Source organism: Novosphingobium tardum (assembly GCF_042652045.1).
In the GTDB taxonomy this organism is placed as follows: domain Bacteria; phylum Pseudomonadota; class Alphaproteobacteria; order Sphingomonadales; family Sphingomonadaceae; genus Novosphingobium; species Novosphingobium tardum.
Genome location: NZ_JBHSDR010000006.1, coordinates 707,035 through 732,876 on the forward strand (window position 1 = coordinate 707,035; position 25,842 = coordinate 732,876).

General features: G+C 67.5%; 29 protein-coding genes. 18 read left to right on the forward strand and 11 right to left on the reverse strand.

Features of this window, described 5'->3' with window-relative positions:
* The first annotated feature begins 78 nt into the window (after positions 1-78).
* The 4 genes from ACFO0A_RS11345 to ACFO0A_RS11360 all read left to right on the forward strand — a co-directional run bounded on the left by ACFO0A_RS11345 (position 79) and on the right by ACFO0A_RS11360 (position 2,700).
* Positions 79-423 carry a GFA family protein gene (locus tag ACFO0A_RS11345; protein WP_379539115.1) on the forward strand — a complete coding sequence of 115 codons (345 nt, stop codon included), beginning with the start codon at positions 79-81 and terminating at the stop codon, positions 421-423.
* A gap of 92 nt (positions 424-515) precedes the next feature.
* Positions 516-950: a GFA family protein gene (locus tag ACFO0A_RS11350; RefSeq protein WP_379539116.1), complete on the forward strand. Its 435-nt coding sequence runs from the start codon at positions 516-518 to the stop codon at positions 948-950.
* Complete coding sequence (gloB, locus tag ACFO0A_RS11355; RefSeq protein ID WP_379539117.1) at positions 947-1,705, forward strand: hydroxyacylglutathione hydrolase; 759 nt, start codon at positions 947-949, stop codon at positions 1,703-1,705. Before ACFO0A_RS11350 ends, gloB begins: the two co-directional genes overlap by 4 nt.
* Positions 1,706-1,719: 14 nt before the next feature.
* Positions 1,720-2,700, forward strand: coding sequence for an NADPH:quinone oxidoreductase family protein (locus ACFO0A_RS11360; protein ID WP_379539118.1), 981 nt, complete (start codon positions 1,720-1,722; stop codon positions 2,698-2,700).
* Between the two features lie 22 nt (positions 2,701-2,722).
* Here ACFO0A_RS11360 and ACFO0A_RS11365 read toward each other — a convergent pair whose 3' ends face one another.
* From ACFO0A_RS11365 to ACFO0A_RS11400, 8 genes are all read right to left on the reverse strand, one after another.
* A complete protein-coding gene (locus ACFO0A_RS11365; RefSeq protein ID WP_379539119.1) occupies positions 2,723-3,274 on the reverse strand; it encodes a F0F1 ATP synthase subunit B family protein in 552 nt (183 codons plus the stop codon).
* A 5-nt stretch (positions 3,275-3,279) separates the two neighbouring features.
* Positions 3,280-3,774, reverse strand: a complete 495-nt coding sequence (locus tag ACFO0A_RS11370) for a F0F1 ATP synthase subunit B family protein (RefSeq protein ID WP_379539120.1) — start codon at positions 3,772-3,774, stop codon at positions 3,280-3,282.
* 58 nt (positions 3,775-3,832) lie between these two features.
* Positions 3,833-4,057 (reverse strand): F0F1 ATP synthase subunit C, encoded by a 225-nt coding sequence (locus ACFO0A_RS11375; protein ID WP_379539121.1) that lies wholly within the window; start codon positions 4,055-4,057, stop codon positions 3,833-3,835.
* Between the two features lie 49 nt (positions 4,058-4,106).
* Entirely contained in the window at positions 4,107-4,856 is a 750-nt protein-coding gene (locus tag ACFO0A_RS11380) for a F0F1 ATP synthase subunit A (RefSeq protein WP_379539122.1), read from the reverse strand.
* A 9-nt stretch (positions 4,857-4,865) separates the two neighbouring features.
* Entirely contained in the window at positions 4,866-5,195 is a 330-nt protein-coding gene (locus tag ACFO0A_RS11385; RefSeq protein ID WP_379539123.1) for an AtpZ/AtpI family protein, read from the reverse strand.
* Between the two features lie 244 nt (positions 5,196-5,439).
* Entirely contained in the window at positions 5,440-5,850 is a 411-nt protein-coding gene (locus ACFO0A_RS11390) for a YdbL family probable chaperone protein (RefSeq protein ID WP_379539124.1), read from the reverse strand.
* Complete coding sequence (locus ACFO0A_RS11395) at positions 5,850-5,975, reverse strand: YnbE family lipoprotein (protein ID WP_379539125.1); 126 nt, start codon at positions 5,973-5,975, stop codon at positions 5,850-5,852. The genes ACFO0A_RS11390 and ACFO0A_RS11395 overlap by 1 nt, the downstream gene beginning before the upstream one ends.
* A gap of 140 nt (positions 5,976-6,115) precedes the next feature.
* Positions 6,116-9,412, reverse strand: coding sequence for an intermembrane phospholipid transport protein YdbH family protein (locus ACFO0A_RS11400; protein ID WP_379539126.1), 3,297 nt, complete (start codon positions 9,410-9,412; stop codon positions 6,116-6,118).
* Between the two features lie 106 nt (positions 9,413-9,518).
* On the opposite strand from ACFO0A_RS11400, the gene radC reads away from it, so the two are divergent.
* The 11 genes from radC (at position 9,519) to ACFO0A_RS11455 (ending at position 19,385) form a co-directional block, all read left to right on the forward strand.
* Positions 9,519-10,268 carry a RadC family protein gene (radC, locus tag ACFO0A_RS11405; RefSeq protein ID WP_379539127.1) on the forward strand — a complete coding sequence of 250 codons (750 nt, stop codon included), beginning with the start codon at positions 9,519-9,521 and terminating at the stop codon, positions 10,266-10,268.
* Between the two features lie 4 nt (positions 10,269-10,272).
* Entirely contained in the window at positions 10,273-10,992 is a 720-nt protein-coding gene (locus tag ACFO0A_RS11410; RefSeq protein ID WP_379539128.1) for an NRDE family protein, read from the forward strand.
* 181 nt (positions 10,993-11,173) lie between these two features.
* On the forward strand, positions 11,174-12,526 hold the full coding sequence (gene purB / locus ACFO0A_RS11415) for an adenylosuccinate lyase (RefSeq protein ID WP_379539129.1): 1,353 nt from the start codon (positions 11,174-11,176) through the stop codon (positions 12,524-12,526).
* Between the two features lie 33 nt (positions 12,527-12,559).
* On the forward strand, positions 12,560-12,886 hold the full coding sequence (locus ACFO0A_RS11420) for a lipopolysaccharide assembly protein LapA domain-containing protein (protein ID WP_379539130.1): 327 nt from the start codon (positions 12,560-12,562) through the stop codon (positions 12,884-12,886).
* Entirely contained in the window at positions 12,883-13,557 is a 675-nt protein-coding gene (gene pyrF / locus ACFO0A_RS11425; RefSeq protein ID WP_379539652.1) for an orotidine-5'-phosphate decarboxylase, read from the forward strand. The genes ACFO0A_RS11420 and pyrF overlap by 4 nt, the downstream gene beginning before the upstream one ends.
* A gap of 77 nt (positions 13,558-13,634) precedes the next feature.
* A complete protein-coding gene (locus ACFO0A_RS11430; RefSeq protein ID WP_379539131.1) occupies positions 13,635-14,414 on the forward strand; it encodes an SIMPL domain-containing protein in 780 nt (259 codons plus the stop codon).
* Positions 14,415-14,439: 25 nt separating this feature from the next.
* A complete protein-coding gene (locus ACFO0A_RS11435; RefSeq protein ID WP_379539132.1) occupies positions 14,440-15,081 on the forward strand; it encodes a phosphoribosylanthranilate isomerase in 642 nt (213 codons plus the stop codon).
* Between the two features lie 62 nt (positions 15,082-15,143).
* The gene (gene trpB, locus ACFO0A_RS11440; protein WP_379539133.1) at positions 15,144-16,379 is read left to right on the forward strand and encodes a tryptophan synthase subunit beta; all 1,236 of its coding nucleotides are present in this window, start codon (positions 15,144-15,146) and stop codon (positions 16,377-16,379) included.
* A complete protein-coding gene (trpA, locus tag ACFO0A_RS11445) occupies positions 16,376-17,173 on the forward strand; it encodes a tryptophan synthase subunit alpha (RefSeq protein ID WP_379539134.1) in 798 nt (265 codons plus the stop codon). Before trpB ends, trpA begins: the two co-directional genes overlap by 4 nt.
* Positions 17,170-18,018 carry an acetyl-CoA carboxylase, carboxyltransferase subunit beta gene (gene accD, locus ACFO0A_RS11450; RefSeq protein WP_379539135.1) on the forward strand — a complete coding sequence of 283 codons (849 nt, stop codon included), beginning with the start codon at positions 17,170-17,172 and terminating at the stop codon, positions 18,016-18,018. Before trpA ends, accD begins: the two co-directional genes overlap by 4 nt.
* Positions 18,019-18,047: 29 nt before the next feature.
* The gene (locus ACFO0A_RS11455) at positions 18,048-19,385 is read left to right on the forward strand and encodes a bifunctional folylpolyglutamate synthase/dihydrofolate synthase (protein ID WP_379539136.1); all 1,338 of its coding nucleotides are present in this window, start codon (positions 18,048-18,050) and stop codon (positions 19,383-19,385) included.
* Here the strand turns inward: ACFO0A_RS11455 and ACFO0A_RS11460 are convergent.
* A complete protein-coding gene (locus ACFO0A_RS11460; RefSeq protein ID WP_379539137.1) occupies positions 19,363-21,087 on the reverse strand; it encodes an AmpG family muropeptide MFS transporter in 1,725 nt (574 codons plus the stop codon). The two genes, ACFO0A_RS11455 and ACFO0A_RS11460, sit on opposite strands and share 23 nt — an antisense overlap.
* Before the next feature lie 65 nt (positions 21,088-21,152).
* Here ACFO0A_RS11460 and ACFO0A_RS11465 point away from each other — a divergent pair, with 65 nt between their 5' ends.
* The 3 genes from ACFO0A_RS11465 (at position 21,153) to rsmD (ending at position 23,845) form a co-directional block, all read left to right on the forward strand.
* The gene (locus tag ACFO0A_RS11465) at positions 21,153-22,310 is read left to right on the forward strand and encodes an aromatic ring-hydroxylating oxygenase subunit alpha (RefSeq protein WP_379539138.1); all 1,158 of its coding nucleotides are present in this window, start codon (positions 21,153-21,155) and stop codon (positions 22,308-22,310) included.
* 69 nt (positions 22,311-22,379) lie between these two features.
* Positions 22,380-23,297 (forward strand): pseudouridine synthase, encoded by a 918-nt coding sequence (locus ACFO0A_RS11470; RefSeq protein WP_379539139.1) that lies wholly within the window; start codon positions 22,380-22,382, stop codon positions 23,295-23,297.
* On the forward strand, positions 23,297-23,845 hold the full coding sequence (gene rsmD / locus ACFO0A_RS11475) for a 16S rRNA (guanine(966)-N(2))-methyltransferase RsmD (protein WP_379539140.1): 549 nt from the start codon (positions 23,297-23,299) through the stop codon (positions 23,843-23,845). Before ACFO0A_RS11470 ends, rsmD begins: the two co-directional genes overlap by 1 nt.
* Here rsmD and ACFO0A_RS11480 read toward each other — a convergent pair.
* Both ACFO0A_RS11480 and ACFO0A_RS11485 read right to left on the reverse strand, forming a co-directional pair.
* On the reverse strand, positions 23,811-25,106 hold the full coding sequence (locus ACFO0A_RS11480) for an MFS transporter (RefSeq protein WP_379539141.1): 1,296 nt from the start codon (positions 25,104-25,106) through the stop codon (positions 23,811-23,813). The two genes, rsmD and ACFO0A_RS11480, sit on opposite strands and share 35 nt — an antisense overlap.
* 114 nt (positions 25,107-25,220) lie before the next feature.
* Positions 25,221-25,832 carry a hypothetical protein gene (locus ACFO0A_RS11485; RefSeq protein ID WP_379539142.1) on the reverse strand — a complete coding sequence of 204 codons (612 nt, stop codon included), beginning with the start codon at positions 25,830-25,832 and terminating at the stop codon, positions 25,221-25,223.
* Positions 25,833-25,842: the final 10 nt, after the last annotated feature.

Consider the following 25,842-nt stretch of genomic DNA (forward strand, 5'->3'; position numbering starts at 1 on the left):
CCTCGCTTTGTGCAGCGTGCGCGCCATTAGGCACCCGGCCCGCTTGCGGTTGCTCCGAAGCCACGATTAGATGCAGCCATGAGCGTTTACGGAAGCTGTCACTGCGGCAAAGTCCAGATTAAGTCGCCGAGCCCGCCCGAGTGGGTGGCCGACTGCAATTGCTCGCTCTGCCGGCGGCTTGCGTGGAGGGTGGCCTATTACCCGCCCGAGCAGGTGCGCATCGCGGGCGAGACTACCGCCTATGTCTGGGGCGACCGGATGATCGGCATTCACCATTGTCCCGTCTGCGGCTGCGGGACCCACTGGCAGACGCTGGGCGAAGACTTCGGCAAGATGGGCATCAACGCCCGGCTGCTCGACGGTTTCGATGAAAGCGCAATCGAAGTGAGGAAGTTCGACAACGCGGATCAGGCGTCGCGCTGACGGCGGCCCTACGCCCCTGGGCGGCCCCATGTTGCCAGCAGCTCAACGCATAATCGGCTTTGCTTTGCCGTGCGCGGCGCTAACTCAGGTGCATGGCAAACGAGACTCACTGGGCCCGCTGCCAGTGCGGCCGGCTTGGCGCCGAGGCGCGCAGCGATACGCGGCCGCAGGTCGTGGCGTGCCATTGCCTGGCATGCCAGCGCCGCACCGGCGCGCCGCTTGGCGTGATCGCTTACTACCCCGCCGGCGACGTGACGATCTCGGGCGAGGCGCAGCGCTATTCCCGCACCACTGACAGCGGCGCCGCCTTTACCAACGCGTTCTGCGCGACCTGCGGCAGCACCGTCGCCATCGAAACCGCCAAGGAGCCGCCGATGATCGGCATCCCGGTGGGCGCCTTCGCCGATCCTGGGTTTGCCCCGCCCGAACGCTCGGTGTGGGAGGAGTCCCGCCACGCCTGGGTCACCCTGCCCGCCGACATCCCGCATTTCCTCCAGGGGCGCATCGCGCCGAAAGCCCAGCCATGATCGAAGTCCACCAGTTCCCGTGCCTGTCCGACAATTACGGATACCTCGTTCACGATGCGGCCAGCGGCGAAACCGCTTGCATCGACACCCCTGATGCCGACGCCTATTTGCGCGAGGCAGAGGCCAAGGGCTGGCGGATCTCCCAGATCTGGAACACCCATTGGCACCCCGATCACGCCGGCGGCAATGCCGCGATCAAGGCGGCAAGCGGCTGCACCATCGTCGCCCCGGCGGCGGAGGCGGAACGCATCGCCGGGTTCGACCGGACCGTGGCCGACGGTGACACCGTGCGCCTCGGCGATCACGCGGCGACGGTGATCGACGTGGGCGGACATACGATGGGTCACATCGCCTATCACCTTGCCGCCGATGGAATTGCGTTCGTCGGGGATTCGCTGTTCGCGCTGGGCTGCGGGCGCATGTTCGAGGGCACTGCACCCCAGTTCTGGGCCAGCCTGTCGCGGCTCAAGGCGCTCCCGCGGCAGACGACGCTCTATTGCGCGCACGAGTATACCGCGAGCAATGCACGCTTCGCGCTTCACGCCGATCCCGACAACGCGGCCTTGCGCGCTTACGCCGAGGAAGTGACGGAGCGCCGCGCGCGCGGGGAATGGACCGTGCCGACCCGGCTTGACCGCGAACTGGAGGCCAACCCGTTTCTCCGCGCGGACGATCCCGCGCTCCAGGCCCGTTGGGGCGGCGGCGATGCGGTGGCCACCTTTGCCGCGTTGCGTGCCGCGAAGGACAGCTTCTGACCGCGCCCACCATCATGAAGGCTCTGCGGATCACGGCGCTGTCGCCCGATCTGTCGGGATGCGCGCTGGTGACGACCGACCGCCCCGATCCCCGCCCTGGAGAGGCGCTGGTCAGGGTTGGGGCGGTCTCGCTCAACTTTCCCGACCTGCTGATGACCCAAGGGCTTTACCAGCTGAAGCCCGAACTGCCGTTCACCCCCGGCATGGACGTCGCCGGTGAAATCGTCAGCGCGCCGGCCGATAGTGGCTACGCCCCCCGCGACGCCGTCGTCGCCGGAACGCGGCTCGGCGGCATGGCCGAATTCGTGTCGGTTCCTGCCAGTGCGCTCCGCCCGATCCCCGGCACGCTCTCATTCCCCGCGGCAGCAGCATATGGCGCAGCCTATCGCACGGCGTGGACCGCGCTGGTCGAACTTGGCGGGCTGAAGCCGGGCCAATGGGTGCTGATACACGGGGCCACCGGCGGCGTTGGCGCGGCTGCGGTGGACCTCGCCAAGGCACTGGGCGCGCGGGTCATCGCCACGTCCGGTTCACCCCGGAAGCTGGAACGGATCGCCGAAGTATACGCGCCCGACGCGACGCTGCTGGCCGAGGGTCGGTTTCGCGAGGGCGTGGCGGATGCGACGGGGGGCGTGCTCGCCGACCTCGTTTACGATCCCGTGGGCGGCGACGTGTTCGACGAAAGCACGCGCTGCGTCGCCTTCGGGGGCAAGCTGCTGGTCGTCGGTTTCACTTCGGGCCGCATCCCCCACGTCGACGTTAACATCCCTCTCATCAAGGGATTCTCGATCGTCGGCGTCCGTGCCGGCGAGTACGCGCGCCGCTTTCCCGAACGCGGAGCCGCGATCGGGGAACATATCGACAGCATGCTGGCGCAAGGCCGTCTTTCGCCGCTGATCGATCGCGTCCTGTCCTTAGCGCGCTGGCGCGAAGGATTTTCGGCGATGGCCAATCGCGACCTGGTGGGGAAAGTGGTTTTCGAGCCCGGCGCCTGAGCGGCGCGGAGGAACGAAGGGTTTAGCGCGCGCCGATGTCCGCGATAGCCGCGTCGACGAGCGCGCGGTCGCTGCCGGCATCGTGCGTTTCGGCAATCAGCGCGCGGGCGGCGCGGGCCGCGGCACCAGCGGTCTGGGCGCGCATGGCCTCCACCGCAGCGCGTTCGGCCGCCTCGATCTTGTCGGTGGCCATCTTTTCGCGCCGGGCGATCATGTCGGTCGTGTCGGTCTCGGCCTTGGCAACGATCGCCTCGGCCTCGTGACGCGCATGATCGATCATCTCGGCCGCGTGCTTGGCGCTGGCCTCGTGCTGCGTCTTGGCGCTGGCGAGGAGAGCTTCGGCTTCCTTGCGGATCGAAGCTGCGTCGTCGAGCGTGCGACGAGTCTCGGCAATCTGCGCGTCCAGCGCCTCAACGACCTTCTTGTGCGCTTTGGCGACGAAGATCGCGATCAGCAGGAAGATGGTTACGCCGACATAGACCCAGCCCTCGGCCCCAAGGCCGAGCAACGTCGCCTCATGCTCGCCCGCAACTTCGGTGTGGGCGGTTTCGGTGGTGGGAACTGGCTGCGCCATCGTGTTCAGTCCTGTCCGGCCAGCGAAGCGCCGACCTTGGCCAGTGCGGCCTCGTGCGCCGGCTCGCGGCCCGTCAGGCGGGCAACGATCGCGGCGGCGCTTTCGGCCGCGGCAACGCGCAGCGTGTCCTGCGCCTCGGCCCGCGAAGCCGCGATCCGGGTTTCAGCCTCCGCCAGCCGCGCATCGGCGGCCGCGCTTGCCGCCTTGAGGCGCTGCTCGCCGACGCCTGCCGCTTCCAGCTTCGCCGCGGCGATGGCGTTGCGCGACTGCTCGCGCGCAGCCTCGAGTTCGGCGTGGTAACGGGTGTCGATCTCGTCCGCGGCCTGCTTGGCGGCCTGGGCCGCCGAGAGGTCGCCGGCAATGCGGTCTTCGCGCGCGGTCATCACCTTGCCCAGCTTCGGCAAGGTCGCGCGGACGACGCCGAAATAGAGGACGATGAAGAACACCGCGAGCCACGCAAGCTGCGGCCAGAAGACGTTTGCGAAATCGAACTGAGGCATCGGGGTGCTCGCTTAATGAACGGCCCGGCCGGGACGATTCCCGGCCGGTCCAGTCAGATCAGCTGAACGCCAGCGCCAGCGCGACGACGGCCGCGATAAGGCCGAGCGCTTCGGTCACCGCGAAACCGAAGATCAGGCGTCCGCCCATCTTGGCGTCAGCCTCGGGGTTGCGCAGCGCGCCGCTGAGATACTGGCCGAAGATCTGGCCCACGCCGATCGCCGCGAGACCCGCACCGATGGCCGCGAGACCCGCGCCGATAACCTTTGCCGAAGCGACGTCCATGATATTGACCTTTCCGAAAGAAACGAGAGAAACGATTGTAAAGTTTGAATTAGTGCAGGTTGACCGCGTCGTTCAGGTAGAGCGAGGCGAGCAATGCGAAAACGTAGGCCTGGACCACCGCGATCAGCACCTCGAGCGCGGTCAGCGCCACGGTTACCGCCAGGGGCAGGATCCCGAAGACATAGGGCAGCGCCCCGAACGAGCCGAGCGCCACGACGAAGGTGCCGAACACCTTCAGCAGCACGTGTCCGGCGGTCATGTTCGCGAAAAGCCGGATGGCGAGCGTGAACGGACGCGACAGGAACGACAGGATCTCGATCAGGAACACGAAGGCGCCAAGGAAGATGTTGGTATCCTTGGGCCAGAACAGGCTGAAGAAGTGCAGCCCGTGGCGCAGGAACCCGACGATGCACACCGTGATGAATACGAGCAGGGCAAGGCCGAGCGTCACCGAGATGTGGCTGGTCGGAGTGAAGGCGCCGATCCAGGGGATCAGGCCGAGCAGGTTGCAGGCCAGCACGAAGACGAAGATGGAGAAGATGAGCGGGGCATAGCGCCGCCCTTCGGGACCGACATTCTCGTCCAGCATCTTTCGGACGAAGTCGTAGATATACTCCACTGCAGCCTGCCAGCGGCCGGGCACAACCTGAGGCCGCGCGGTTCCGACGAACAGGAAGATCGAGACCGCGGCAAGCGCGATCAGCATCCACAGCGAGCTGTTGGTGAACGAGACGTCGTATCCGCCAAGGCTCAGCGGCTTGTACGTTACGACCTCGAACTGATGCATCGGGTTGGACATCGTGAAACCTTATGCGCCCGGCTTGCCGGGAGTATCGTTGCCGGCATCGCCGTCGAATTGCGCCGAGGTCTGCGCCGCGCGCCGCACGCCGGCGATGAAGCCGAGCATGAGCATCACGATCATCGCCCACGGTGCGGTGCCGAGGCCAGCCCAGTGGTCGATCCCCCAGCCAATGAAGCCGGAGACGAGCACGGTGCCGACGAATTCGATGCCGATCGCCCAGCCGCGCGTTTCGGCGCGACCTTCTGCCGGCGAGATTCCCCGCTGGTGCTGGACTTGCGCTTCGGCAATCCGGCGGTCGAGGTCGTCCCCGCCGTTATGTCCGTTCGTGTCGACCAACGCGAAAGCCCCGTAAAGTTCGCCGGGTGAACTGGTTGCCCGAAAGGGCGATTCCGGCCTGAAAAAGTGCGCAAATGCGCCGCCTCCGCGGGTGGCGGAACGGCATGCGCGCCGCCCCTTTAGGAAGGGGTGCCGGACAAGTCAACCGCGATGCTGCACTGCGGTCGCCCTATGGCAGCACGCAGCAAAAAGGGGCGCCCGACCCGCGTCGGACGCCCCCCGGGGAACCGTCAGGCAGCCGCGCTTATGGGCAACGGCTGTCGCGCAGCGGAGGCGAGGAAGTGCGGGTCTGCCAGCTGCCGTCGGGCGCCTGGTACTTCTCGCCCGGCTGGGTCTGGCTGATCAGCAGGCAGCCCGATGTAAGTGCATATTCCTCGACCGTGGCGTTGTTGGCCTTGGCCTTCGCCGCGTAGACCGCCTTGCGCTTGATGTTGATGTCCTCGACCACAGCACGCAGCGCCGCCGACGGCGAAGTGACGTAGCCGAGATAGCCGTCCATCTTCTCTCCGACCTGGCCTGCGGCGCGTGCGGACGAATAGGCCGGGTCGCGGCCCGACTGGGCGAAGACCACGCCAGGCAGCGCGGCCAGCATCAGTCCGGCGCCAAGGCCCAGCGCCAGCTTGCGGCGGAAGGTAGGGGCAGAAGGGACTCGCATCAGAATATCTCCGGGTTCTTCTCGATCGTCTGGCCGGCGTCGGCTGACAGCCGGTAGACCACCTCCTGCTTGATGTTGATGTTGAGCTCGATAACGATCGGCTTGTCGGGTGCCTTTACGGACACGCACGCACCGAGCGCCATCAATCCCCACACCGGCAACGCGAGCAGTGCGCGTCGCCCCAGTCGATTCCGTTGCTGCAAGCTTGCGTCCCCCTTTCCGGGGAAAGTCGCAGCCTTTGCAGGTCCGGTCAATTGCGGGCTTGTCATGGCACGTTCTCGCTTGCTGGAGGCTGAATAGCAGGGGTTTGTGATGGCTGGGGCGTCGGCTGCGCGATCGGCCGGCCTTCGGCATCGATCAGGCCAAGCGTGCGCGGGTCCTTCACGAATGCGGGGTCGTAGAGCGCCTTGAGCGACGTGATGAGCTGATAGAACGGCGCGCGAATGTTGACGTTGAACTGGATCGGCAGGTCGGCCACCGCACGGGTCAGGAAATTGCGCTTGGTGCCCGCGCCTTGGCGAACTCCGTCGAACTTCACCCGGGTGACAATCTCGCCCTCAAGCGCGCCGTCCATCTGGATGGTCATCTGCTTGTAGTCGAGCGACTTGAGCGTCTGGAAGGCGAAGTTGGCCATCGTAGAGAGGTCGCGATAGGTCAGCTCGCCGACGTAGGAGACGTTACCTCCCGGCGGCCGCGAGGTGAGCAGTCCACCTTCGATGCGCCCGCTGCCGGGGGTGGAGGCTGCTGCCTGCTGCCCTTCGGGCGTGCCGATGCCCAGCACCGTGCCGAGTGCCGCGCCGACACTTTCGCCGCTGGCCGAGGCGAAGACCAGCGGCAGCTTGCCGTCGAACGTTCCGGTGGCGCTGATGTTGGCCAGGCCCATGCGCTCGACGAACCGGGCCGCGTCCAGTCCCTCGATCAGGAGCACATAGCGCCGCGTCTCGGACACTCCGAGCGCGAGGTTGGTGGGCGCCAGGGTCAGCGTCCCGCCCAGGAACGGCCACGTCGCGCTTTGCAACTTGAGGACCGAACCTGGAGCTAGGCTGAAGCGGACCACGCCGTCGGTGACCTCTATCCCCGGATTGATCGTGGCGATCCGCACTTCCTGGTCGGGCGCGGTTACCAGGCCGAGGAGGTCCGTGAAATGAACCGTCCCGGACATTCCGGTGACCGGGCCGAAGGCGGCGGCAAAATCGAGCTTGTCGGTCGAGAAATCGCCGCTGCTCGTCGTCCCCCGCGCATTCCAGTCGATCCGTCCGCCCCCACGCACCGTCCCGTTGGCGTTGGCGATCGTGCCCAGCGCCAGCCTGCTCAGGTCCGCCGGCTGCAGCGAGCGGTCGAAGGTGATCCCGTCGACGAAAAGGTCGGCATGGCCGCTTGCGGTGGCCAGGTCGTGGTGGATCGCGGCGCGGACGACGGCGCGGTCGGTGGCGGGTTCGCGCAGGAGCGCGTCCGCGTCGATCCGGTTGGCAAAGAGCGTCAGCGTTGCCCCACGCGCCACAAGCGGGGCAAAGCGTGGCTCAGCATTGCGGTCGCTGACCTTCAGCGTGGCGTCGCTGATCGCGAGCCGGCCGCCCGCATAACGCCAGCGCCCGGTCGCGTCGGTCACGTCGAGCGGCGTGGCGGCAAGGCGCACGTCGGTCCCGTCGAACCGCCCTTCGACCGTGCCCGGTGCGAGCCTAGCCTCGAGGTTGCTCAGCGAGAAGCGCGACGCCGTGGCCGCGGGACCGAGCGCCACGTCAACCCGCCGCGCGGTCATCACGCCGGGATAGGCGAACCCGACCGGGCCGCTGGCGATCCGGATCGGGGTTGCGCCAAGCCGCCCAGCGAGGTCGAGCGAAGGCGCGCCCGCCGCGATGCGCAGCCCGCCGCGTCCATTGCGGACGATCGCTCCGCCCCGCTGCGGGCAGAGTGTCAGGCTTCGCCGGTCGAGACTCAGGCTGGCAAGAGTGAGCTGGTCGAACGTCGCGGTGGTGCAGCGGCGCATCACAGCAAGTTCGCCGTTGGCCGCCAGCCCGCCATCGATGGGCATGGCAAGATTGCGGACGAAGCCGCCCGGCAGCGGACCGCTGGCCCGGGCGATGCCGGCAAAGCCCAGAGAGCCGTCGCGCGCTTGGGCGAAGGCCATCTGGGGTAGCGCAAGTGCTGCATTGCCCGCGCGGTATTCGGCCATCGTCAGGCGCAGGACCGACCGTCCCTGCGGCGAACGTTCCATCCGCCCCGCGATCTGGGGCATGTCCGGTCCGCCGGTCGAAAAATTGCCGGCAAGCCGCGGCGCGCCCGCCCGTCCGCCGCTGAGCGAAAGCCGCGAGAGCGCGGCCAGCGTCGCTCCGCTCCCGCCACGAAGCGCGGCCTGGGGGACGACCAGGGTGTAGAGGCTGCCGGTCTGGCGATAATCGACATCCGCCGTCAGCCTGCTTCCCGGCGTATGGCGCACCAGCGCGCCACGCATCTTGGCCAGCAGCGGCGCGAGCAAGGTTCCCTCCAACCCGCGCTGCACCCCGGCGAGACTGGCGTCGAGGCCCCGACCTGGCCGTACCCCTGCCCCGTCGAGCGAACCCTCGTACTGGATTTGCGAAAATCCGTCGCGTGTGCGCAAGGTGCCTTCGGTCGCCAGCGAGGCGAAGCCCACTGCCGAGGTCGCGACACCGCCCGCGCGGCCATCGATCTTCGCGGTCAGCGCGCCGTCGCGCCATGCCAGGTGGGTATCGGCTGCAAGAGACGACATGCGGTTCGTTCCGAGGACCACCGGTCCGCTGGCAAGGCGCCCGGTCCCTTCGGCATTCCGAAGGTCTTCGGAAAGCGTCGCGTCCAGCTGGAGTGCCGCCGTGCGCAACGACAGCCCCTTGTCCGGGCAATCGAGCGCTGCCACGCGCAAGGGTCCCGTGAAACTGGGTCGGCGAGCCGCGACTGCCAGCTTGCCGAAATAGCTTGCGCCCTCGGCGGTGCAGCCCGCGCCCGCCACTCGCGGCGCAGCAACGGCGAGGATGCCCTTGAAGCCGTCGCTCAGGTTGCCTTGCCCTTCGGCCTTGAAGCCCAACCGCCCGTAGTCGCTGTCGAGCAGCGCGCGGCCGTCGATCAGGGCGATGTCGATGTCCGGCAGGGCGAAGGCCTTCTTGGGCCCGCCGAACAGCAGCGGGTCGAGCGTCCCGAAGCTGAGCTTGCCGCCCTTCAGCGTACCGAACAGGCGGGGTTTGGTCAGGGTGATGCGCCCGATGCGCGGTAACCCGAGGCGATAGAGGATCTCCACCTGTGCCCGCTCGGCCGTCAGGTCCGGACGCGCCGGATCGCCGACCACGATGTCGCGCAGGATCTGGTTGCGCCCCGCGATCCTCTCGATCTTGTAAGTCGCCGGTATACCCCGGCTGCGCAACTCGCCCTCGATCACATTGTCGGCGATGCGTTCGCGTTGGGACCAGACGATCGCCAGCGCGAAGAGCATGATGACGAGGAAAGCGCCCAGGACGCGAGCGAGGCGGCCGAACCGTCTGCGCTCCTGGCGCGGAGTCTCGTCAGCGGGCGCGCTGTCGAGAATGGCCTCCGGCTCGCTGCTGTCGCTCATTCATCCCCACTGTGCGGACCGGGCCCCGCGCGTGCTTCGCTTGCACGGGCGGCGTGGGCGAGGCAATGCATCCGGGTCCTTAACGCGCGATGAGCCGGGAAGTTGCATGGCAGACGATCTTGACGGTGACGACGACCTGTTCCCGGTCGGCGACACCGTTTCCGCGCAGGATGCCGGCAACCCCGCCGCCGGCCACCGTGCCCGCTTGCGCCAACGCCTTCTGGCGGGCGGTATCGATGCGCTGGCCGATCACGAGGTTATCGAGTTCCTGCTGATGGGCGCGATCCCGCGGCGCGACGTCAAGCCGCTCGCCCGCGCCCTCATGGCGCGCTTCGGCAGCCTTGCCGGGGTGCTCGACGCCGATGGGCGAACGCTTGCCGGGATGGCCGGGATGGCCGGGATGGGCGAAGCCAGCGCCGCCGCTCTCAAGATCGTCGCTTTCGCCGCGCGCCGCCTCGCCCGCCAAGCCGTGCGCGAAACGCCGGTTTTGGGAAGCTGGCAGGCGCTGATCGACTATCTCCACATCGACATGGCGCACCTCACGGTCGAACGGGTCCGGGTACTTTATCTCAACGCCCAGAACATGCTGATCGAGGACTACCACGTCGGCGACGGCTCGATCGACGAAGCATCGATCCACCCGCGCGAGGTGATCCGCCGCGCGCTCGACATCGGCGCGGTGGCACTGATCCTCGTGCACAATCACCCTTCAGGCTCCCCGCAGCCGAGCCGCGCCGATATCCAGATCACAAACCGGATCGCGGAAGCCGGGCGCCTGCTCGGCATCACCGTCCACGACCATGTGATCATCGGCCGCGAGGGCCACGTGAGCTTGCGCGCCAAGGGCCTGGTCTGAGCAGATGTGCGTACTCGCACTCGCCTGGAACGCGCATCCGCGCTGGCGGCTGGTCGCGATGGCCAACCGCGATGAATTCCATGCTCGCCCGGCGGCTCCACTGACCGCCTGGAACGACGGCAGCGGCATCATCGCCGGGCGCGACCTGAGGTCGGGCGGGACCTGGCTGGGGATCGGCGAGCAAGGGCGCTTCGCCGCGTTGACCAACCTGCGCAGCGACGTGCCGCCCGATCCGCTGGCAAGGACCCGCGGCGATCTCGTCGCCGGGCTACTGCGCGGCGTCGCCGATCCGGGCGCGCTGCCGCTTGAGGAGTATAACCCGTTCAGCCTGATCGCCGTAGATGCAGGTTCGGCCTGGCTTCTCACCAACCGGCCGGAGGCGCAGAGCCGGCGCCTGGAGCGCGGCATCCACGGCCTTACGAACGGACCGTTCGCCCAGCCCTGGCCCAAGCTTGCCGGGCTTACCCGCGCGCTGGAAGACTGGATCGAAGGGCCTGCGAACGATCCTGCCGCGCTGTTCGCGGCGCTGCGCGACGAGCATGTGCCGCCCGGAGCCTACGACGAGGCGACCGCGCTGCCGCCGTTCATCATCAACGATACCTACGGCACCCGTTGCTCGACGGTGGTCCTGCTCGCCGCCGACGGCACGGGCACAATCATCGAGCGCAGCTTCGACGCGGCGGCGCGGATGACCGGCGAGGTCGCGCTGCCTGCTGCTCTCTAGGGCAGGGTCGAGCTTACTCCGCCTCGCAAGAATTGCGTTTTCTGCATTTTCCAGGGTGATCGAATAGGTAAAACGTTGCCGCCCGCGCTGCCAAGGCGGCGCTGGTCTTGCCTTCCAGGCCGCAGCGCCCTAGCCCGCGCCGCATCCGCCGCCGCCCCAATTTCCAGCATCGGAGTCGACCATGGTCCCCCGTTATTCCCGCCCCGCGATGACCGCGATCTGGGAGGCCGAGGCGCGCTATCGCATCTGGTTCGAGATCGAGGCTCACGCGACCGAGAAGCTGGGCGAGCTGGGCGTCGTCCCGCCCTCCGCCGCGAAGGCGCTGTGGGCATGGTGGGCCACTAACCCCGCGATCGACGTCGCCGCGATCGACGATATCGAGGCTGTGACAAAGCACGACGTCATCGCGTTCCTGACCTGGGTTGCCGACCAGGTGGGCGACGAGGCACGGTTCATGCACCAGGGCATGACCAGCTCCGACGTGCTCGACACCACGCTGGCGGTCCAGCTGGCCAGGGCATCGGACCTGCTGATCGAAGATATTGACGCGCTGCTCGACGCGCTGCGTCGCCGCGCCGAGGAGTACAAATACACCCCCACCATCGGCCGCAGCCACGGCATTCATGCCGAACCCACCACCTTCGGCCTGAAGCTTGCGCAGGCCCACGCCGAGTTCGCCCGTGCCCGAACCCGTCTGGTCGCCGCGCGCGCCGATGTGGCGACCTGCGCGATCTCGGGCGCGGTCGGCACGTTCGCGAACATCGACCCGGCGGTGGAAGAGCACGTCGCGACCAAGCTTGGCCTGGCGGTCGAGCCCGTGTCGACGCAAGTGATACCGCGCGACCGCCACGCGATGTTCTTCGCCACGCTAGGCGTGATCGCGGGCTCGATCGAAAGGCTCGCCACCGAGGTGCGCCACCTCCAGCGGACCGAAGTTCTGGAAGCCGAGGAATACTTCTCGCCGGGGCAGAAGGGCAGCTCGGCCATGCCTCACAAGCGCAACCCGGTGCTTACCGAGAACCTGACCGGCCTTGCCCGCATGGTTCGCTCGGCCGTCGTGCCGGCGCTGGAAAACGTGGCGCTGTGGCACGAGCGCGACATTTCGCATTCGTCGGTGGAGCGGTTCATCGGCCCCGATGCCACGATCACGCTCGACTTCGCCCTGGGCCGCCTGACCGGGGTGATCGACAAGCTGCTGGTCTATCCCGACCGGATGATGAAGAACCTCGACCGGATGGGCGGGCTGGTTCATTCGCAGCGCGTGTTGCTTGCCCTGACCCAGGCCGGGGTAAGCCGCGAGGACGCATACAAGATCGTCCAGCGCAACGCGATGAAAGTATGGGAAAGCGACGGCGCGCTGTCGCTGCTGGACCTGCTCAAGGCGGACGACGACGTCACCGGCCGGATCGCGCCCGACGAACTGGAGAGCAGCTTCGACCTCGACTACCATTTCGCGCAGGTCGACACGATCTTTGCGCGGGTGTTCGGGGAAGGCGGCGGCGCGGCGCTGGCCAACGGCCCGGTTCCGGCCTAGCATCCGCTACCGGAAGCGATAAGAGGGGCGCCAATGCAAATCCTGCGAACCATCCTGTGGGTCGTCATCGCGGTGCTGATCGTGCTGTTCGCGGTGAACAACTGGCAGCCGGTGGAAGTGCGGATCTGGCAGACGCTGATCCTGGAAACCAAGCTCGCGCCGCTTGCGATCGTCGCGTTCCTCCTGGGCCTGGTCCCGATGTGGCTGTTCCATCGCGCCGCGCGCTGGCGCTGGAAGCGCCGGATAGCGCAGCTCGAATCCTCGCTGACGGACCGCACCCCCGCTCCGCCGTTGGTCGCGCCGGCGCCAACCCCCGCGCCTGAAGTCACTCCGACCCCAGCCGTGGAGCCCCTGCCCTGACCAACCCCGTCTATCTTGCGCTCGACATCGCCCAGCTCGATCCGGCGGTCGAGCTCGCGCGCAGCGTCAAGTCGCATGTCGGAGGGATCAAGCTCGGGCTCGAATTCTTCTGCGCCCACGGCCATCACGGGGTTCACGAAGTGGGGAAGCTTGGCTTGCCGCTGTTTCTCGACCTCAAGCTTCACGACATTCCCAATACCGTGGCCGGCGCGATGTATGCGATCCATGCGCTCCAGCCCGCGATCGTGACGGTCCATGCCGCCGGCGGGCGCGCGATGCTCGAGGATGCGAAAGCTGCGGCGGGCAAGGATACCCGTGTCGTGGCGGTCACGCTGCTGACCAGCCTGGACGAGCGCGACCTGGTCCGCACCGGTGTCAGCGGCAGCGCGCACGATCAGGTGCTGCGCCTTGCCGAACTGGCCCAGTTGGCGGGTCTCGACGGGGTCGTCTGTTCAGGGCACGAAGTCGCGGCGGTGCGGAGTCAGTGGAAGGACGGCTTCCTCGTGGTGCCGGGAGTGAGGCCCGACAATGGCGCCGCGGGCGACCAGAAGCGCACTGTCAGCCCGCGCGAAGCGCGGGACGCCGGCGCCGACGTGTTGGTCGTCGGGCGCCCGATCAGCCGTGCCGAGGATCCTCTCGCCGCGGCGCGCGCGATAGAAGAAACGCTTTAACCCCCTGATCTCGGTTCACCTCCGCGCAAGACGGGCCGGTGCATCCGTGCGATGAAACGAGAAGGGAACCCGACACGATGAAGCTTTTCCGCGCCGCTCTCGCCTGCACGGCACTGGCGGTCTCCGCCCCCGTCCTGGCCCAGGTCGCCAGCCCCGCGCCGGTTCTCCAGCCGGGCAATGCCGTCCTGACGATTACGGCGGAAGGCCGCTCGGCGCGCACTCCTGGCCTCGCGATCTTTTCCGCCGGGGTCACCACCCAGGGCAAGACGGCGGCCGATGCGCTGGCGGAGAATGCCCGGCGCATGACCGCGGTGATGGCGGCGCTCCGCAACGCCGGCATCGCCGAGCGCGACATCCAGACGAGCAACCTCAGCATCAATCCGATCTATTCGGACCCGGCCCGCGACGCCATCCTCGCCGTGCAGTCCCCCCCCGGTCGCCCGGTGCCTCCGCCAGAACAGGTCGCGCCGCGGATCATCGGCTACTCGGTCTCGAACAACGTCTCGGTCCGCCAGCGCAAGCTGGGAGAATACGGGCGGGTGATCGACACGCTGGCTAGCGCCGGAGCGAACCAGGTGAACGGCCCGAGCTTCGAGATGGACGAGCCCGACCCTGCTCTCGACGAGGCCCGGATCGAGGCCATGAAGAAGGCGCGAACCCGTGCCGAGCTCTACGCGCGTGCGGCAGGCATGCGGGTCGTGCGCATCCTGTCGATCAGCGAGTCGGGCGGTTACTACCGGCCGCCGCAAGTGATGTTCGCCCGGGCCGAGGTTGCCGCGCCTCCCGCTCCGCCGGTTGCGCCTGGCGAAGTCCAGCTGACCGCCAGCGTGACGGTGCTGTTCGAACTGGCGCCCTGACCGCAATGCGCTAAAGGCTCGGGCCATGTCCGCCCCGGCCATCAAGATTTGCGGGATCGACCGCGCCGCTGCGCTCGATGCCGCGATCGCGGCGCGGGCCGATCATGCCGGATTCGTGTTCTTCGCGCCCAGCCCGCGCAACCTCGCGCTTGCGGACGCAGCGGCGCTGGGCCGGCGGGCAAGCGGGCGGATCGGCCGCGTCGGGCTGTTCGTCGAGCCTGCAGACGATCTGGTGGCCGAAGCCATCGCCGCGGCGAGCCTCGACGCGATCCAGCTTCACGGCGACGAGACGCCCGAGCGCGCTGCCGCCTTGAAGACGAGGTTCGGCTTGCCTGTGTGGAAGGCAGTACCCGTCACGCGTCGCGAGGATGTGGCCGGCGCAGACAGGTTTGCCGGCGCGGCCGACCTCATCCTGTTCGACGCGCGCACGCCGCGCGGCGCCGCGCTGCCAGGCGGGATGGGGCTCGTGTTCGACTGGACCCTGCTGTCGGGCTGGCGGGGCCAGATGCCCTGGGGCCTTGCGGGTGGGCTGTCTCCGGCCAATGTCGCCGAAGCGCGGGCGATCACCCGTGCGCCGCTCGTCGATGTTTCGTCTGGCGTGGAGAGTGCGCCGGGCGTCAAGGATACCCGCCTTATCGCCGCGTTCTGCTCCGCCGCCCGGGGTTAGATCGCGGGCGGGCGAGCCGCTTCTGGACAACGCCCCCCGCCTCTGCCAAGCGCCGGGGCGCCATGGCCACTTCAATAGCAAACTCGTACCGAAACGGCCCTGACGAACGCGGCCATTTCGGCCAGTTCGGCGGGCGTTACGTCGCCGAAACCTTGATGCCGCTGATCCTCGACCTCGAGCGCGAATACCGCGCGGCCAAGGTCGATCCGGCGTTCAAGGCGCAGTTCGACGATTTGCTCGAGCACTATGTCGGCCGTCCGAGCCCCCTGTACCATGCCGAACGGCTGTCAGAGGAACTGCGCAAGGACGCAGCGCCTGGCATGGGAGCGCAAGTGTGGTTCAAGCGTGACGAACTCAATCATACGGGCGCGCACAAGATCAACAATTGCGTCGGCCAGATCCTCCTCGCGATCCGCATGGGCAAGACGCGCATCATCGCCGAAACCGGCGCGGGCCAGCACGGCGTCGCCACCGCCACGGTTGCCGCGCGCTTCGGCCTGCCGTGCGTGATCTACATGGGCGCCCGTGACATGGAGCGGCAGCAGCCCAACGTGTTCCGCATGCAGCTGCTCGGTGCCCAGGTCATCGGCGTTGAGAGCGGCGCGCGCACGCTCAAGGACGCGATGAACGAGGCGCTGCGCGACTGGGTCGCCAACGTCCACGACACTTTCTACATAATCGGAACCGCCGCCGGCCCGCACCCCTATCCCGAACTCGTGCGCGACTTTCAGTCGGTGATCGGGCGCGAGGCCCGCGAGCAGCTGATGGCGCGGACCGGGCGCCTGCCCGACCTGCTGGTCGCGGCTATCGGTGGCGGCAGCAACGCGATCGGCCTGTTCCATCCCTTCCTCGACGATGCCAGCGTGAAGATGCTTGGCGTCGAGGCCGCTGGTCATGGGCTCGACAAGGAGCACGCCGCCAGCCTCGCCGGGGGATCGCCCGGCATCCTCCATGGCAACCGCACCTACCTGCTGCAGGACGAGGACGGCCAGATCGCCGAGGCCCACTCGATCAGCGCCGGTCTCGACTATCCCGGCATTGGGCCCGAACATGCCTGGCTCCGCGACATCGGCCGGGTCGAATATACCAGCGTGACCGACAACGAAGCGCTCGACGCTTTCCAGCTCCTCTGCCGCACCGAAGGAATCATCCCGGCGCTCGAGCCGGCGCACGCTATCGCTGCCGTCGCCAAGATCGCGCCGAACTTGCCGCGCGAGACGATCATCCTCGCCAACCTGTGCGGCCGGGGCGACAAGGACATATTCACCGTCGCCGAGGCGCTTGGAGCGCGGCTGTGAGCAGTCGTCTTGCGGCGGCGTTCGCCAAGCCGCACCCTGCGCTGGTCTGCTTCGTCACCGCAGGCGACGGCGATACGCCGGCGGTTCTCGACGCGCTCGTCGCGGGTGGTGCTGATATAGTCGAACTGGGGATGCCGTTCACCGATCCCATGGCCGACGGACCCGCAATCCAGGCTGCGAACCTGCGTTCGCTCGGCGCCGGGACGAAGACGAAGGACATCCTCGAGATGGCCCGCGGTTTTCGCGAGCGGCATCCCGACACTCCGCTGGTTCTCATGGGCTATGCCAACCCCATGGTCCGTCGCGGTCCCCGTTGGTTTGCCGAGAGCATCGCCGAAGCCGGCGTCGATGGAGTGATCTGCGTCGACATCCCGCCCGAGGAAGACGACTCGCTCGGCCCCTATCTGCGCGAAAAGGACATCGCGCCCATTCGCCTTGCCACCCCGACGACCGACGACGCGCGCCTGCCGACCGTGCTCGATGGCTCTGCCGGCTTCCTCTACTACGTTTCCGTTGCCGGGATCACGGGCAAGCAGCAGGCGGCCCAGGCCAGCATCGAGGAGGCCGTCGCCCGGCTGAAGGCCGCGACCGAACTGCCCGTAGCGGTCGGCTTCGGCATCCGCACTCCCGAGCAGGCCGCCGCGGTGGCCCGCGTCGCGGATGGCGTGGTGGTCGGCTCCGCCATCGTGGAACTGGTGGCAAAGCATGGCGCGGGTGCGCCCGAGCCCGTTCGTTCCTATATTGCCTCGCTCGCCGCGGCGGTCCGCGCCGCCCGTCCGGAGAAGATCGCATGAGCTGGATCGACAAGGTTCGCAATTCCCTGCCCTTCGTGGCGAAGCGCGAAACGCCCGACAATCTCTGGACGAAGTGCCCCAACTGCGAAGAGATGCTCTTCACCAAGGAGTATGAGGACAACCTGTCCGTATGCCCGCGCTGCGAGCATCATGGCCGGATTGGCGCCGACGCACGGCTGGCGCAATTGTTCGATCCGGGCTTTACCGAACTGCCCGCGCCCAAGGTCAAGGAAGACCCGCTCAAATTCCGCGACAGCAAGAAGTACGTCGACCGGATCAAGGCGGCCCGCGCTGCCAACCCTCATCCTGATGCGCTGACCAACGCCTTCGGCACGGTCGAAGGCCATCGCGCGGTGATCGGCGTCCAGGAATTCGCCTTCATGGGCGGGTCCATGGGCATGGCGGTCGGCAGCGCCTTCGTCGCGGGAGCGGAGCGCGCCGTTGCCGAGCACTGTGCCTATGTCATCGTGACCGCTGCGGGCGGCGCCCGGATGCAGGAAGGCATCCTCAGCCTGATGCAGATGCCGCGCACGACCGTCGCCATCAGCCGCCTGAAGGCCGCCGGACTGCCCTATATCGTCATACTGACGGACCCGACGACGGGCGGCGTGACGGCCAGTTACGCCATGCTCGGCGATATCCATATCGCGGAGCCGGGCGCGCTCATCGGTTTTGCCGGACAGCGCGTCATCCAGGACACGATCCGCGAAAAGCTACCCGAGGGCTTCCAGCGCGCCGAATATCTCCACGCGCACGGAATGGTCGACATGGTGGTCGACCGCCACCAACTCAAAAGCACGCTGGGGGACCTGCTCGGCTATCTGGAGCAGGCGGCCGCCGCCTGATCAGCGCGACGGCGAACGGAATCCCGGCGTTGCGCGATTTCGCAGTTTCGGATCACCCGGCGGTCCAGGCCCAGCTCGATCGCCTTGGCGCGCTGGCCGTGCCGCGGGGGCGGCTCAGCCTCGATCCGGTCCGAACCCTTCTTGCCCGACTAGGCAATCCGCAACGGCGCCTGCCGCCTGTCTTTCACGTCGCTGGCACGAACGGCAAGGGCTCGACCTGCGCATTCCTGCGCGCGATGCTGGAGGCGCAGGGCGCAAGGGTTCATGCGTTCACCAGCCCTCACCTCGTTCGCTTCAACGAGCGCATCAGGATCGCCGGGAAACTGGTCGAGGACGACGAACTCGCGGAATTGCTGAAGACCGTGCTCGATGCGGATACCGACATCGGGGCAAGCTTTTTCGAGGTTTCGACGGCCGCGGCCTTTCTCGCCTTTGCCCGGCATCCCGCCGATGCCTGCGTGATCGAAGTAGGATTGGGCGGCCGTTTCGATTCCACCAATGTGCTGGAGCGCCCGACAATCTGCGGCGTCGCCAGCCTCGGGATCGACCACGAGGCGTTCCTCCTCGCTCCCGAGGAAGACGTGCCGACGGTTCCGATTGAACGGATCGCGTTCGAAAAGGCGGGGATCGCCAAGCCAGGCGTTCCGCTGGTCACAGGGCCTCACCCCGATGACGTCGAGAAAGTGATCGCCGCGACCGTTCGCGAGCGTGGGGGCGAATTGCTGGCGTCCCCGGCCAGTTGGTCGGCGACGGTAGAGGCCGATCGCATGACCTATCGCGATGCGCGCGGCGTGCTCGACCTTCCGCTGCCGACAATGCCGGGGGAACACCAGGCCGCGAACGCGGCGCTGGCGGTGGCCATGCTCCGCCATCAGGACGAAGTTCCGGTAAGCGCCGATGCGATCGCAAGGGGGATCGTCGCGGCGCGGTGGCCCGCCCGCCTTCAGAAGCTTGGCGATGGACCCCTAACGGCCGCCCTGCCCGATCGAACCGTGTGGGTCGATGGAGGTCACAATCCCGATGCCGCGTGGGCGATCGCCGCCGCAATGCGCGGCAACGCTCCTCTCGACCTCGTGTTCGGACTGCTTGCCAACCGCGATATCGCGTCCGTCCTCGGGCCGCTCGCGCCTCTCGCACAAAGCCTGCGTGCGGTCCCGATTCCGGGCCACGAACACCACGACCCGCAAGTCATCGCCAGGCTAGCCCGCGACAGGCTGGGAATAGCAAAGGTGTCAGCCGCCGCCTCGCTGGAGAGCGCGCTGGAAGACGCCGCAGGGGATGCCGGCGGCGCGGCGCACCTTCTGATCGCGGGCTCGCTCTACCTCGCCGGAGAAGTGCTTCGCCTCAATCGCGAGTTGCCGCAGTAATCCTCGCCTCGCGGCTGACGCGCATCCATTCGAGCAGGACCATGACCACCGCCACGAGGCCCGCCGCCGCGGTCCAGCGGAAGACCGTCGCATAGCCGTACTGGTCGAACGCCTCGCCCGCGATGCCGCGCCCGAGCGAGCCGATCAGGAAGGTCAGCGAAGAAAGCAGCGCATATTGGACCGCGGTGTATTGCCTGCTGACGATCCCCGACATGTACGCGACGAAGGCCGCGCCCGCGATGCCGGTCGAGATATTCTCGAAGCTGATCGCCATCAGCAACCGCAGCATGCGATCGTCGAACCCGAACAGGCCCAGTAGCGCATGCAGGCCCAGTCCGCGACCGATGGCATCGATGTTGGCCCCGCCTTCGGCCAGGTCGGCATAGACGAAGTTGCCCAATATCGGGAGGATCGCGCCGATCAGGATGGTCGGCATACGGCCCAGCCGGGCGAACAGGTATCCGCCCAGGCTGATGCCGAGGATGGTCATGAAAATGCCGAAGACCTTCGAAGCGAATGCAACCTCGTCCTTCGTGTACTTCAGCTCCTCAAGGTAGAACGGGAAGGCGAAGCTGCCCCAGATGTTGTAGCAAAGGGTGTAGGTGAGGATCATCCCGAGGACGATGAGCACGCCCCAGCCAAGCCGCGACGCCAGTTCCGCCAAGGGAGCCACCAGCGCGACGTAGAGGTGATTTGCGGCAGTGCGGAGCGGCGAGGCATGCGTGTCGGGCTCGTTCAGGGTCGAGCCCGGCCGATGGCGCAGCCAATTGGTCATCGCCGCGACGATGAGCGGTACTGCAACCGTCGCGAAAATGACCCACGGGCCATAAAGCTTGGTGAAATCGGCCACCGACGGGGGAGGAACGCCCGGCACGGGTTCGTGCAGCATGCTGGCCATGAAGCGGACGATCGTCGCAATCGCCCAGAGCCAGCTCAGTCCCACCACGCCGAGCGCCAGCGCGCGATAACGCGGCGCAAGCGCCCCGGGCTGTGCGAGGGCAAGGTGAAGCGTCTCGCGCTCCGGCCGATCTGTATCGGGCGCCCGCAACGTCACCACGATGACGACGCCGATCAGCCCGGCCATCAGCAGGTACACCAGCGGCCAGCTCATCCGTGCGGCGAGGACCAGCGCCAGCGCTCCGCCGACGATCGAGGCTATGCGGTAGCCGAACTGGTAGATCGCCGAGAGCAGCTCGACCGGCGTGTCTTCATCCGCCACGTCGATCCGCCACGCGTCGACCGCGACGTCCTGCGTTGCCGACGCGAGCGCCGAAATGAACGCGAAGATCGCAAAGGTGCCGATATCGGTGGCCGGATTGGTCGCGGCGAGGCCCGCGAAACCGGCGATCATCACCACCTGGCAAAGCAGGATCCAGCTCTTGCGTCGTCCGATCCGGTCAAGCAGCGGCAAGTGGAAGCGGTCGACCAGCGGCGACCACAGGAACTTGAAGGAATAGGACAGGCCGATCCACGACAGAACCCCGATCGTCGCCAGGTTCACCCCGACCTCGCCCAGCCAGGCGTTGAGAGTGCCGATCAGCAGCGCGTATGGCAGCCCCGACGAGAAGCCGAAGCCGAGCATGCAGGCGGACTTGCGCTTTCTGAGCGCCAGCTTGAGCAGCTTCCAGCCCTTTGGCCGGGGTGCGGGCGCTGCCGCCGCAGGAGTTGCCGGTGCCGTGTTCGTATCGGCGGTTGAAGCCATGGTAGTGCGCGTCCTCCCAAATCTTATGGCGAGACTAGGTGAATTTTCCGCTATGGATAGTCCCGATGGCTGACTTCACGACAACCGCCCCGTTGCTGCGACCAACCGAAGGGCAGCTCGCCCTAGCGCGCTCCATCGCCGCCGGAGAAACACGCGCGCTCCCGCCGATGAGCAGCGTTCCGGCAAGCGCCTACATCGACCCCGCCTGGTTCGAACGAGAAAAGGCGACGCTGTTCGAGCGTCTGCCGCAAGTGCTCGTGCCGTCCGCCCTGCTGCCCGAACCGGGCATGGCGGTGCCACACGATGCGACCGGGCGTCCGCTGTTGGTGACGCGGGACAAGGATGGCCAGGTTCACGTCTTTCTCAATGTCTGCCGCCATCGCGGGACGCGGCTTGTCGAGGGCAGCGCGGTTTCGTGCGGCAAGCGCCTCGTATGTCCCTATCATGCGTGGACATATGGGCTGGACGGCCGGCTGCTTGCGCTGCCCCGCCCGGAGACGTTCGAGGGGCTGGACAAGGGCACGCACGGTCTGCGCGAACTGCCCAGCCTGGAGGCCGGCGGATTGATCTGGTTCGCCCCCGCCGAAGAGGCCGACTTCACCGACGCCGCTGCCATCGGGCCAGACTTCGACGCGTTCGGCCTGGGCGGCCTGCACCTGTATAACCGCAAGATCCACGAAGTGGCGGGCAACTGGAAGCTGATCATGGATGCGTTCCTTGAGAGCTACCACGTGACGCGGCTCCATTCGGGTTCGATCGGCCCCTTCTTTCGTGACGGCGTGACCTCCGGCGACCAGGTCGGGCCGCATTCGCGCTCTGCCGTTGGCCGCGCTGCCGAACTCGCCGAAATCGACCTTTCCGACTGGAACGAGCTGAGGCGGCTTGTGACCTTTGCCTATCAGCTTTTTCCCGGCACCGTCGTCGTCGTCAGCCCAGACTACGTCAATGTCATGACCCTGATGCCGCAGGCGCACGATCGCACGCTTGTCGAGGATTTCATGCTTATCCCCGAGCCTCCGCGCGACGAGAAGGCTGAAAGCCACTGGCGGCGGAGCTGGGACTTGCTCGACGGGCAGGTTTTCGCGGGCGAGGATTTCCGCGCGGCGGAACTTGGGCAACAGGGGCTGGCCACCGGCGCCGTACCCGAACTGACGCTCGGGTCGCTCGAAGCAGGGATCAGCCGCTTCCATTCGATCCTCGTTGACGAGATGGGCAAGAGCTGAATCTGCCGCACGGCCTTGCGGCCAGCCGGCAAAGGTGACGGCGGCGGCCGTGCTCGCTATGGCCGTCCGATGTCCCTGCCCCCGAAGACTTTCGAATCCTCCGCCCCCCCCTCATCGGCCTCGCCGAAGGGCGACCGCATAGCGAAGCTGCTGGCCCGGGCCGGCGTCGCCTCGCGTCGCGAGGTGGAGCGCATGATCGCGGACGGGCGGGTTGCCCGGGGCGGGACGATAATCGAAACACCTGCCACGATTCTCGCCAATCTCGATGGCGTGACCGTGGATGGCAAGCCGGTCGCCTCCCCCGAGCCCACGCGGCTTTTCGCCTTTCACAAGCCCAGCGGCCTGCTGACCGCGGAGCGCGACTTTTCGGGGCGGCCGACGATCTACACCGCGCTGCGCAATGCCCTGCCGGCGGGGACTCCCCGGCTGATGCCGATCGGGCGGCTCGACCTCAGCACTGAAGGATTGCTGTTGCTGACCAACGACGGCGAACTCAAGCGAGCGATGGAACTGCCTTCGACCGGGGTTCCGCGCACCTATCGCGCGCGCACTTTCGGTGCCGTGACACAGGCCCAGCTTGAAAGCCTGATCGAAGGAATCACGATCGACGGCGTCCGCTACGGACGGATCGACGCGAACCTGGAGCGGCGGACGGGCCGCAACCAGTGGATTGAACTGACCCTGACCGAGGGCAAGAACCGCGAAGTGCGCCGCGTGCTCGAGTTCCTTGGGCTTCAGGTTTCGCGACTCCTGCGCACCGGGTATGGGCCCTTCGATCTTGGCGAGCTTCAACGCGGCGCTGCGGTCGAGTTGCGCAAGAGCGACGTCGAGCGCCTGCAGGCCAGCATTGCCGAAGCACCTTCGCGCCGCGCGCCGATGAAAGCGCCGCCGGTCCGCACCGCGGCGCGTCCGGCCCGACCTGCAACGCCGCGCTCCGCCCGGCCCCACCCTGACCCGCGCAAGGGCGGCCCCGCCGGGCGGCGCTGATGCGGATCATTGCCGGAAACTGGCGGGGGCGACGTATCGTCGCGCCGAAGGGCGACACCACGCGCCCCACCGCGGATCGCACGCGGGAGACGCTGTTCTCGATGCTCGCCAGCAGGCTTGGCTCGTTCGAAGGCCTGCGAGTGGGCGACTTCTTTGCCGGATCGGGCGCACTCGGGCTGGAAGCGTTGTCGCGCGGCGCCGCCCACTGCATTTTCGTCGAACAGGATGCCGAGGCGCTGAAGGCGCTGCGGGCAAACGTCGCCGCGCTGGGTGCCGAAGCCGACATCCGGGCCTCGTCGGTTCTCTCGCTCGGCCAAGCGCCTGCGCCGCTCGACCTCCTTCTCCTCGATCCGCCTTACGGCACGAACGCGGGGGCCGTGGCGCTCGACAAGCTTCAAAGACTGGGCTGGATCGGACCGGCAAGCTGGATCAGCCTGGAAACGGGCCGCGGCGATCCCGCGATCGTGAGCACTCTCGAGCTCGACGCACAACGTAGCGTCGGCAAGGCCCAGATTACCATGTTGCGTGGTTCGTCCGCGCCAGAATGACGCCGAGCAGGGTTACCGCACCCGCCGCCGACAGGAACAGCCCGACCTGGGCGATGCCGCCTTGCGCGCTCAACATCTGCGCCGCGATCGGAGCCAGCGCTCCGCCCACGATCCCTCCGAGAGTGAAGGCGACCGAAACGCCGGTGTAGCGGACCGTCACAGGGAACAGCGACGGCAACCACCCACCGAGCGGGCCATAAACGAAGCCCATCGTCAGCAGCGCCGCCGACAGCGCCAGGAAGTGAACGGCAAGCGAGGGGCTGGCCAGTGCCGGACCGAAGGCGAACCCGACGACGACCGTCGCCACCGCTCCGCCCATCAGCACGCGCCGCGGACTGGTCCGATCGGAAAGGAGTGCCGCGAGACCGATCCCCAGCGCCAGGAACAGGATCGCGCCGAGTTCGACGCCCAGATAGGCTTCGCGCGAGAAGCCGCCGGGTCCCGTCGCATGCGAAAGGGCAAACGCGGTCGAAAGGTAGAACAGCGCGAAGCACGCCACGACCCCCGCGCTCCCCGCCACGACAGCGCCGAGGTGGTCGCGCAGCAGGCGGGCAACGGGAACGCGCGGGGGCGGCGCCTCCGCCAGGGCGGCGGCGAACGCCGGCGTCTCTCCGATGCGCAACCGCACCCACAGTCCCAGCGCGACGAGAATTGCGCTGGCCAGGAACGGAATTCGCCAGCCCCAGGCAGCGAAGCTCGCATCGTCGAGCGCGAAGCCGAGCACGAGGAACAGGCCATTGGCGGCGATGAACCCGACCGGCGCACCGAATTGCGGGGCGGACCCGAACCGCGCGGCCCAGCCGGGCGGCGCGTTTTCCACCGCCAGCAACGTTGCCCCGCCCCACTCGCCGCCAAGGCCAAACCCTTGGCCGAAGCGCAGGATGCATAGGAGCAGGGGCGCGGCCCAGCCGATGGCCGCGTATGACGGCAGCAGGCCGATCAGCAGGGTCGCCGCGCCCATAAGAACCAGCGAGGTGACCAGTGCAGACTTTCTACCCACGCGGTCGCCGAAGTGACCGAACGCAATCGCGCCCACGGGCCGCGCGAAGAATGCCAGGCCAAAGCTCATGAACGCGGCAAGCGTCTGGGCCTGGGATGACGAGGCCGGGAAAAACAGCGGACCGATCACCAGCGCGGCGGCGGTTGCGTAGACATAAAAGTCGTAGAACTCGACCGCCGTGCCGACGAGGCTGGAGGTCAGCACGCGGGCATTGACCCTGAGCGGTGAGGCGCCCTGCGCCAGCGGTGCTTGCCGGTTCATCGTCGCGCGCTCGGATATGCACCGCGCCCTGTCAACCTCGGGCTCCTTTCGAACCACGCGAAAAGGGCGCCGGTTTCCCGACGCCCTTCCCTGCGACCGCAGCTGGTGATGCGGTTAACCCGGCTTCTTCATTTCGCTGGCGGGCTTGCCCGGCCAGTATTTCAGCGGGCGGTTGCCGTAATTCTTGCCGGCCTCGCGCGGGTTGATGCAGCTGTCCGTGATGGTCTTCGAGCACAGCGGATAAGTCTTGTTCATCGCCGACGCCGGAGGCGGCGTCATGTTGCCCGACGTCGTGGTGACCACCGTAGTCTGCGGCGTCGTCATGGTGCCGGCGGTGGTCGTCGCGGTCGTGGTCGACATTCCGTCGCTCATCGTCGCGCTGGTCGTCGCGCCCATGCCGCTCATCTGCGCCTCGATCGAGGCCCAGGCAGCGGCACGCTGTTCCGGCGTCATTCCGTAAACCGTCGCGCGCTGCTCGTCGGTCAGCTTCCAGTAGCCGGCCTGCTGGTTCGGCGTCAGCGTCCAGTAATAGGTGCGGTAGTTCATCGGCCAGGCATCGAACATGGCGCGCTGATCTGCGGGCCAGGCGTCGTAAGCCGCCTTTTGCTCCGTGGTCCAGGTGGTCGTGGTGGTCGTCGTCGTGGTCGTACCGGTTTGCGCACTGACCACGGCAGGCGCGGCGGTCATGACCAGGGCCGCGGCACTGGCGAGAAGAAGGGTACGCATCGAAAGCTCC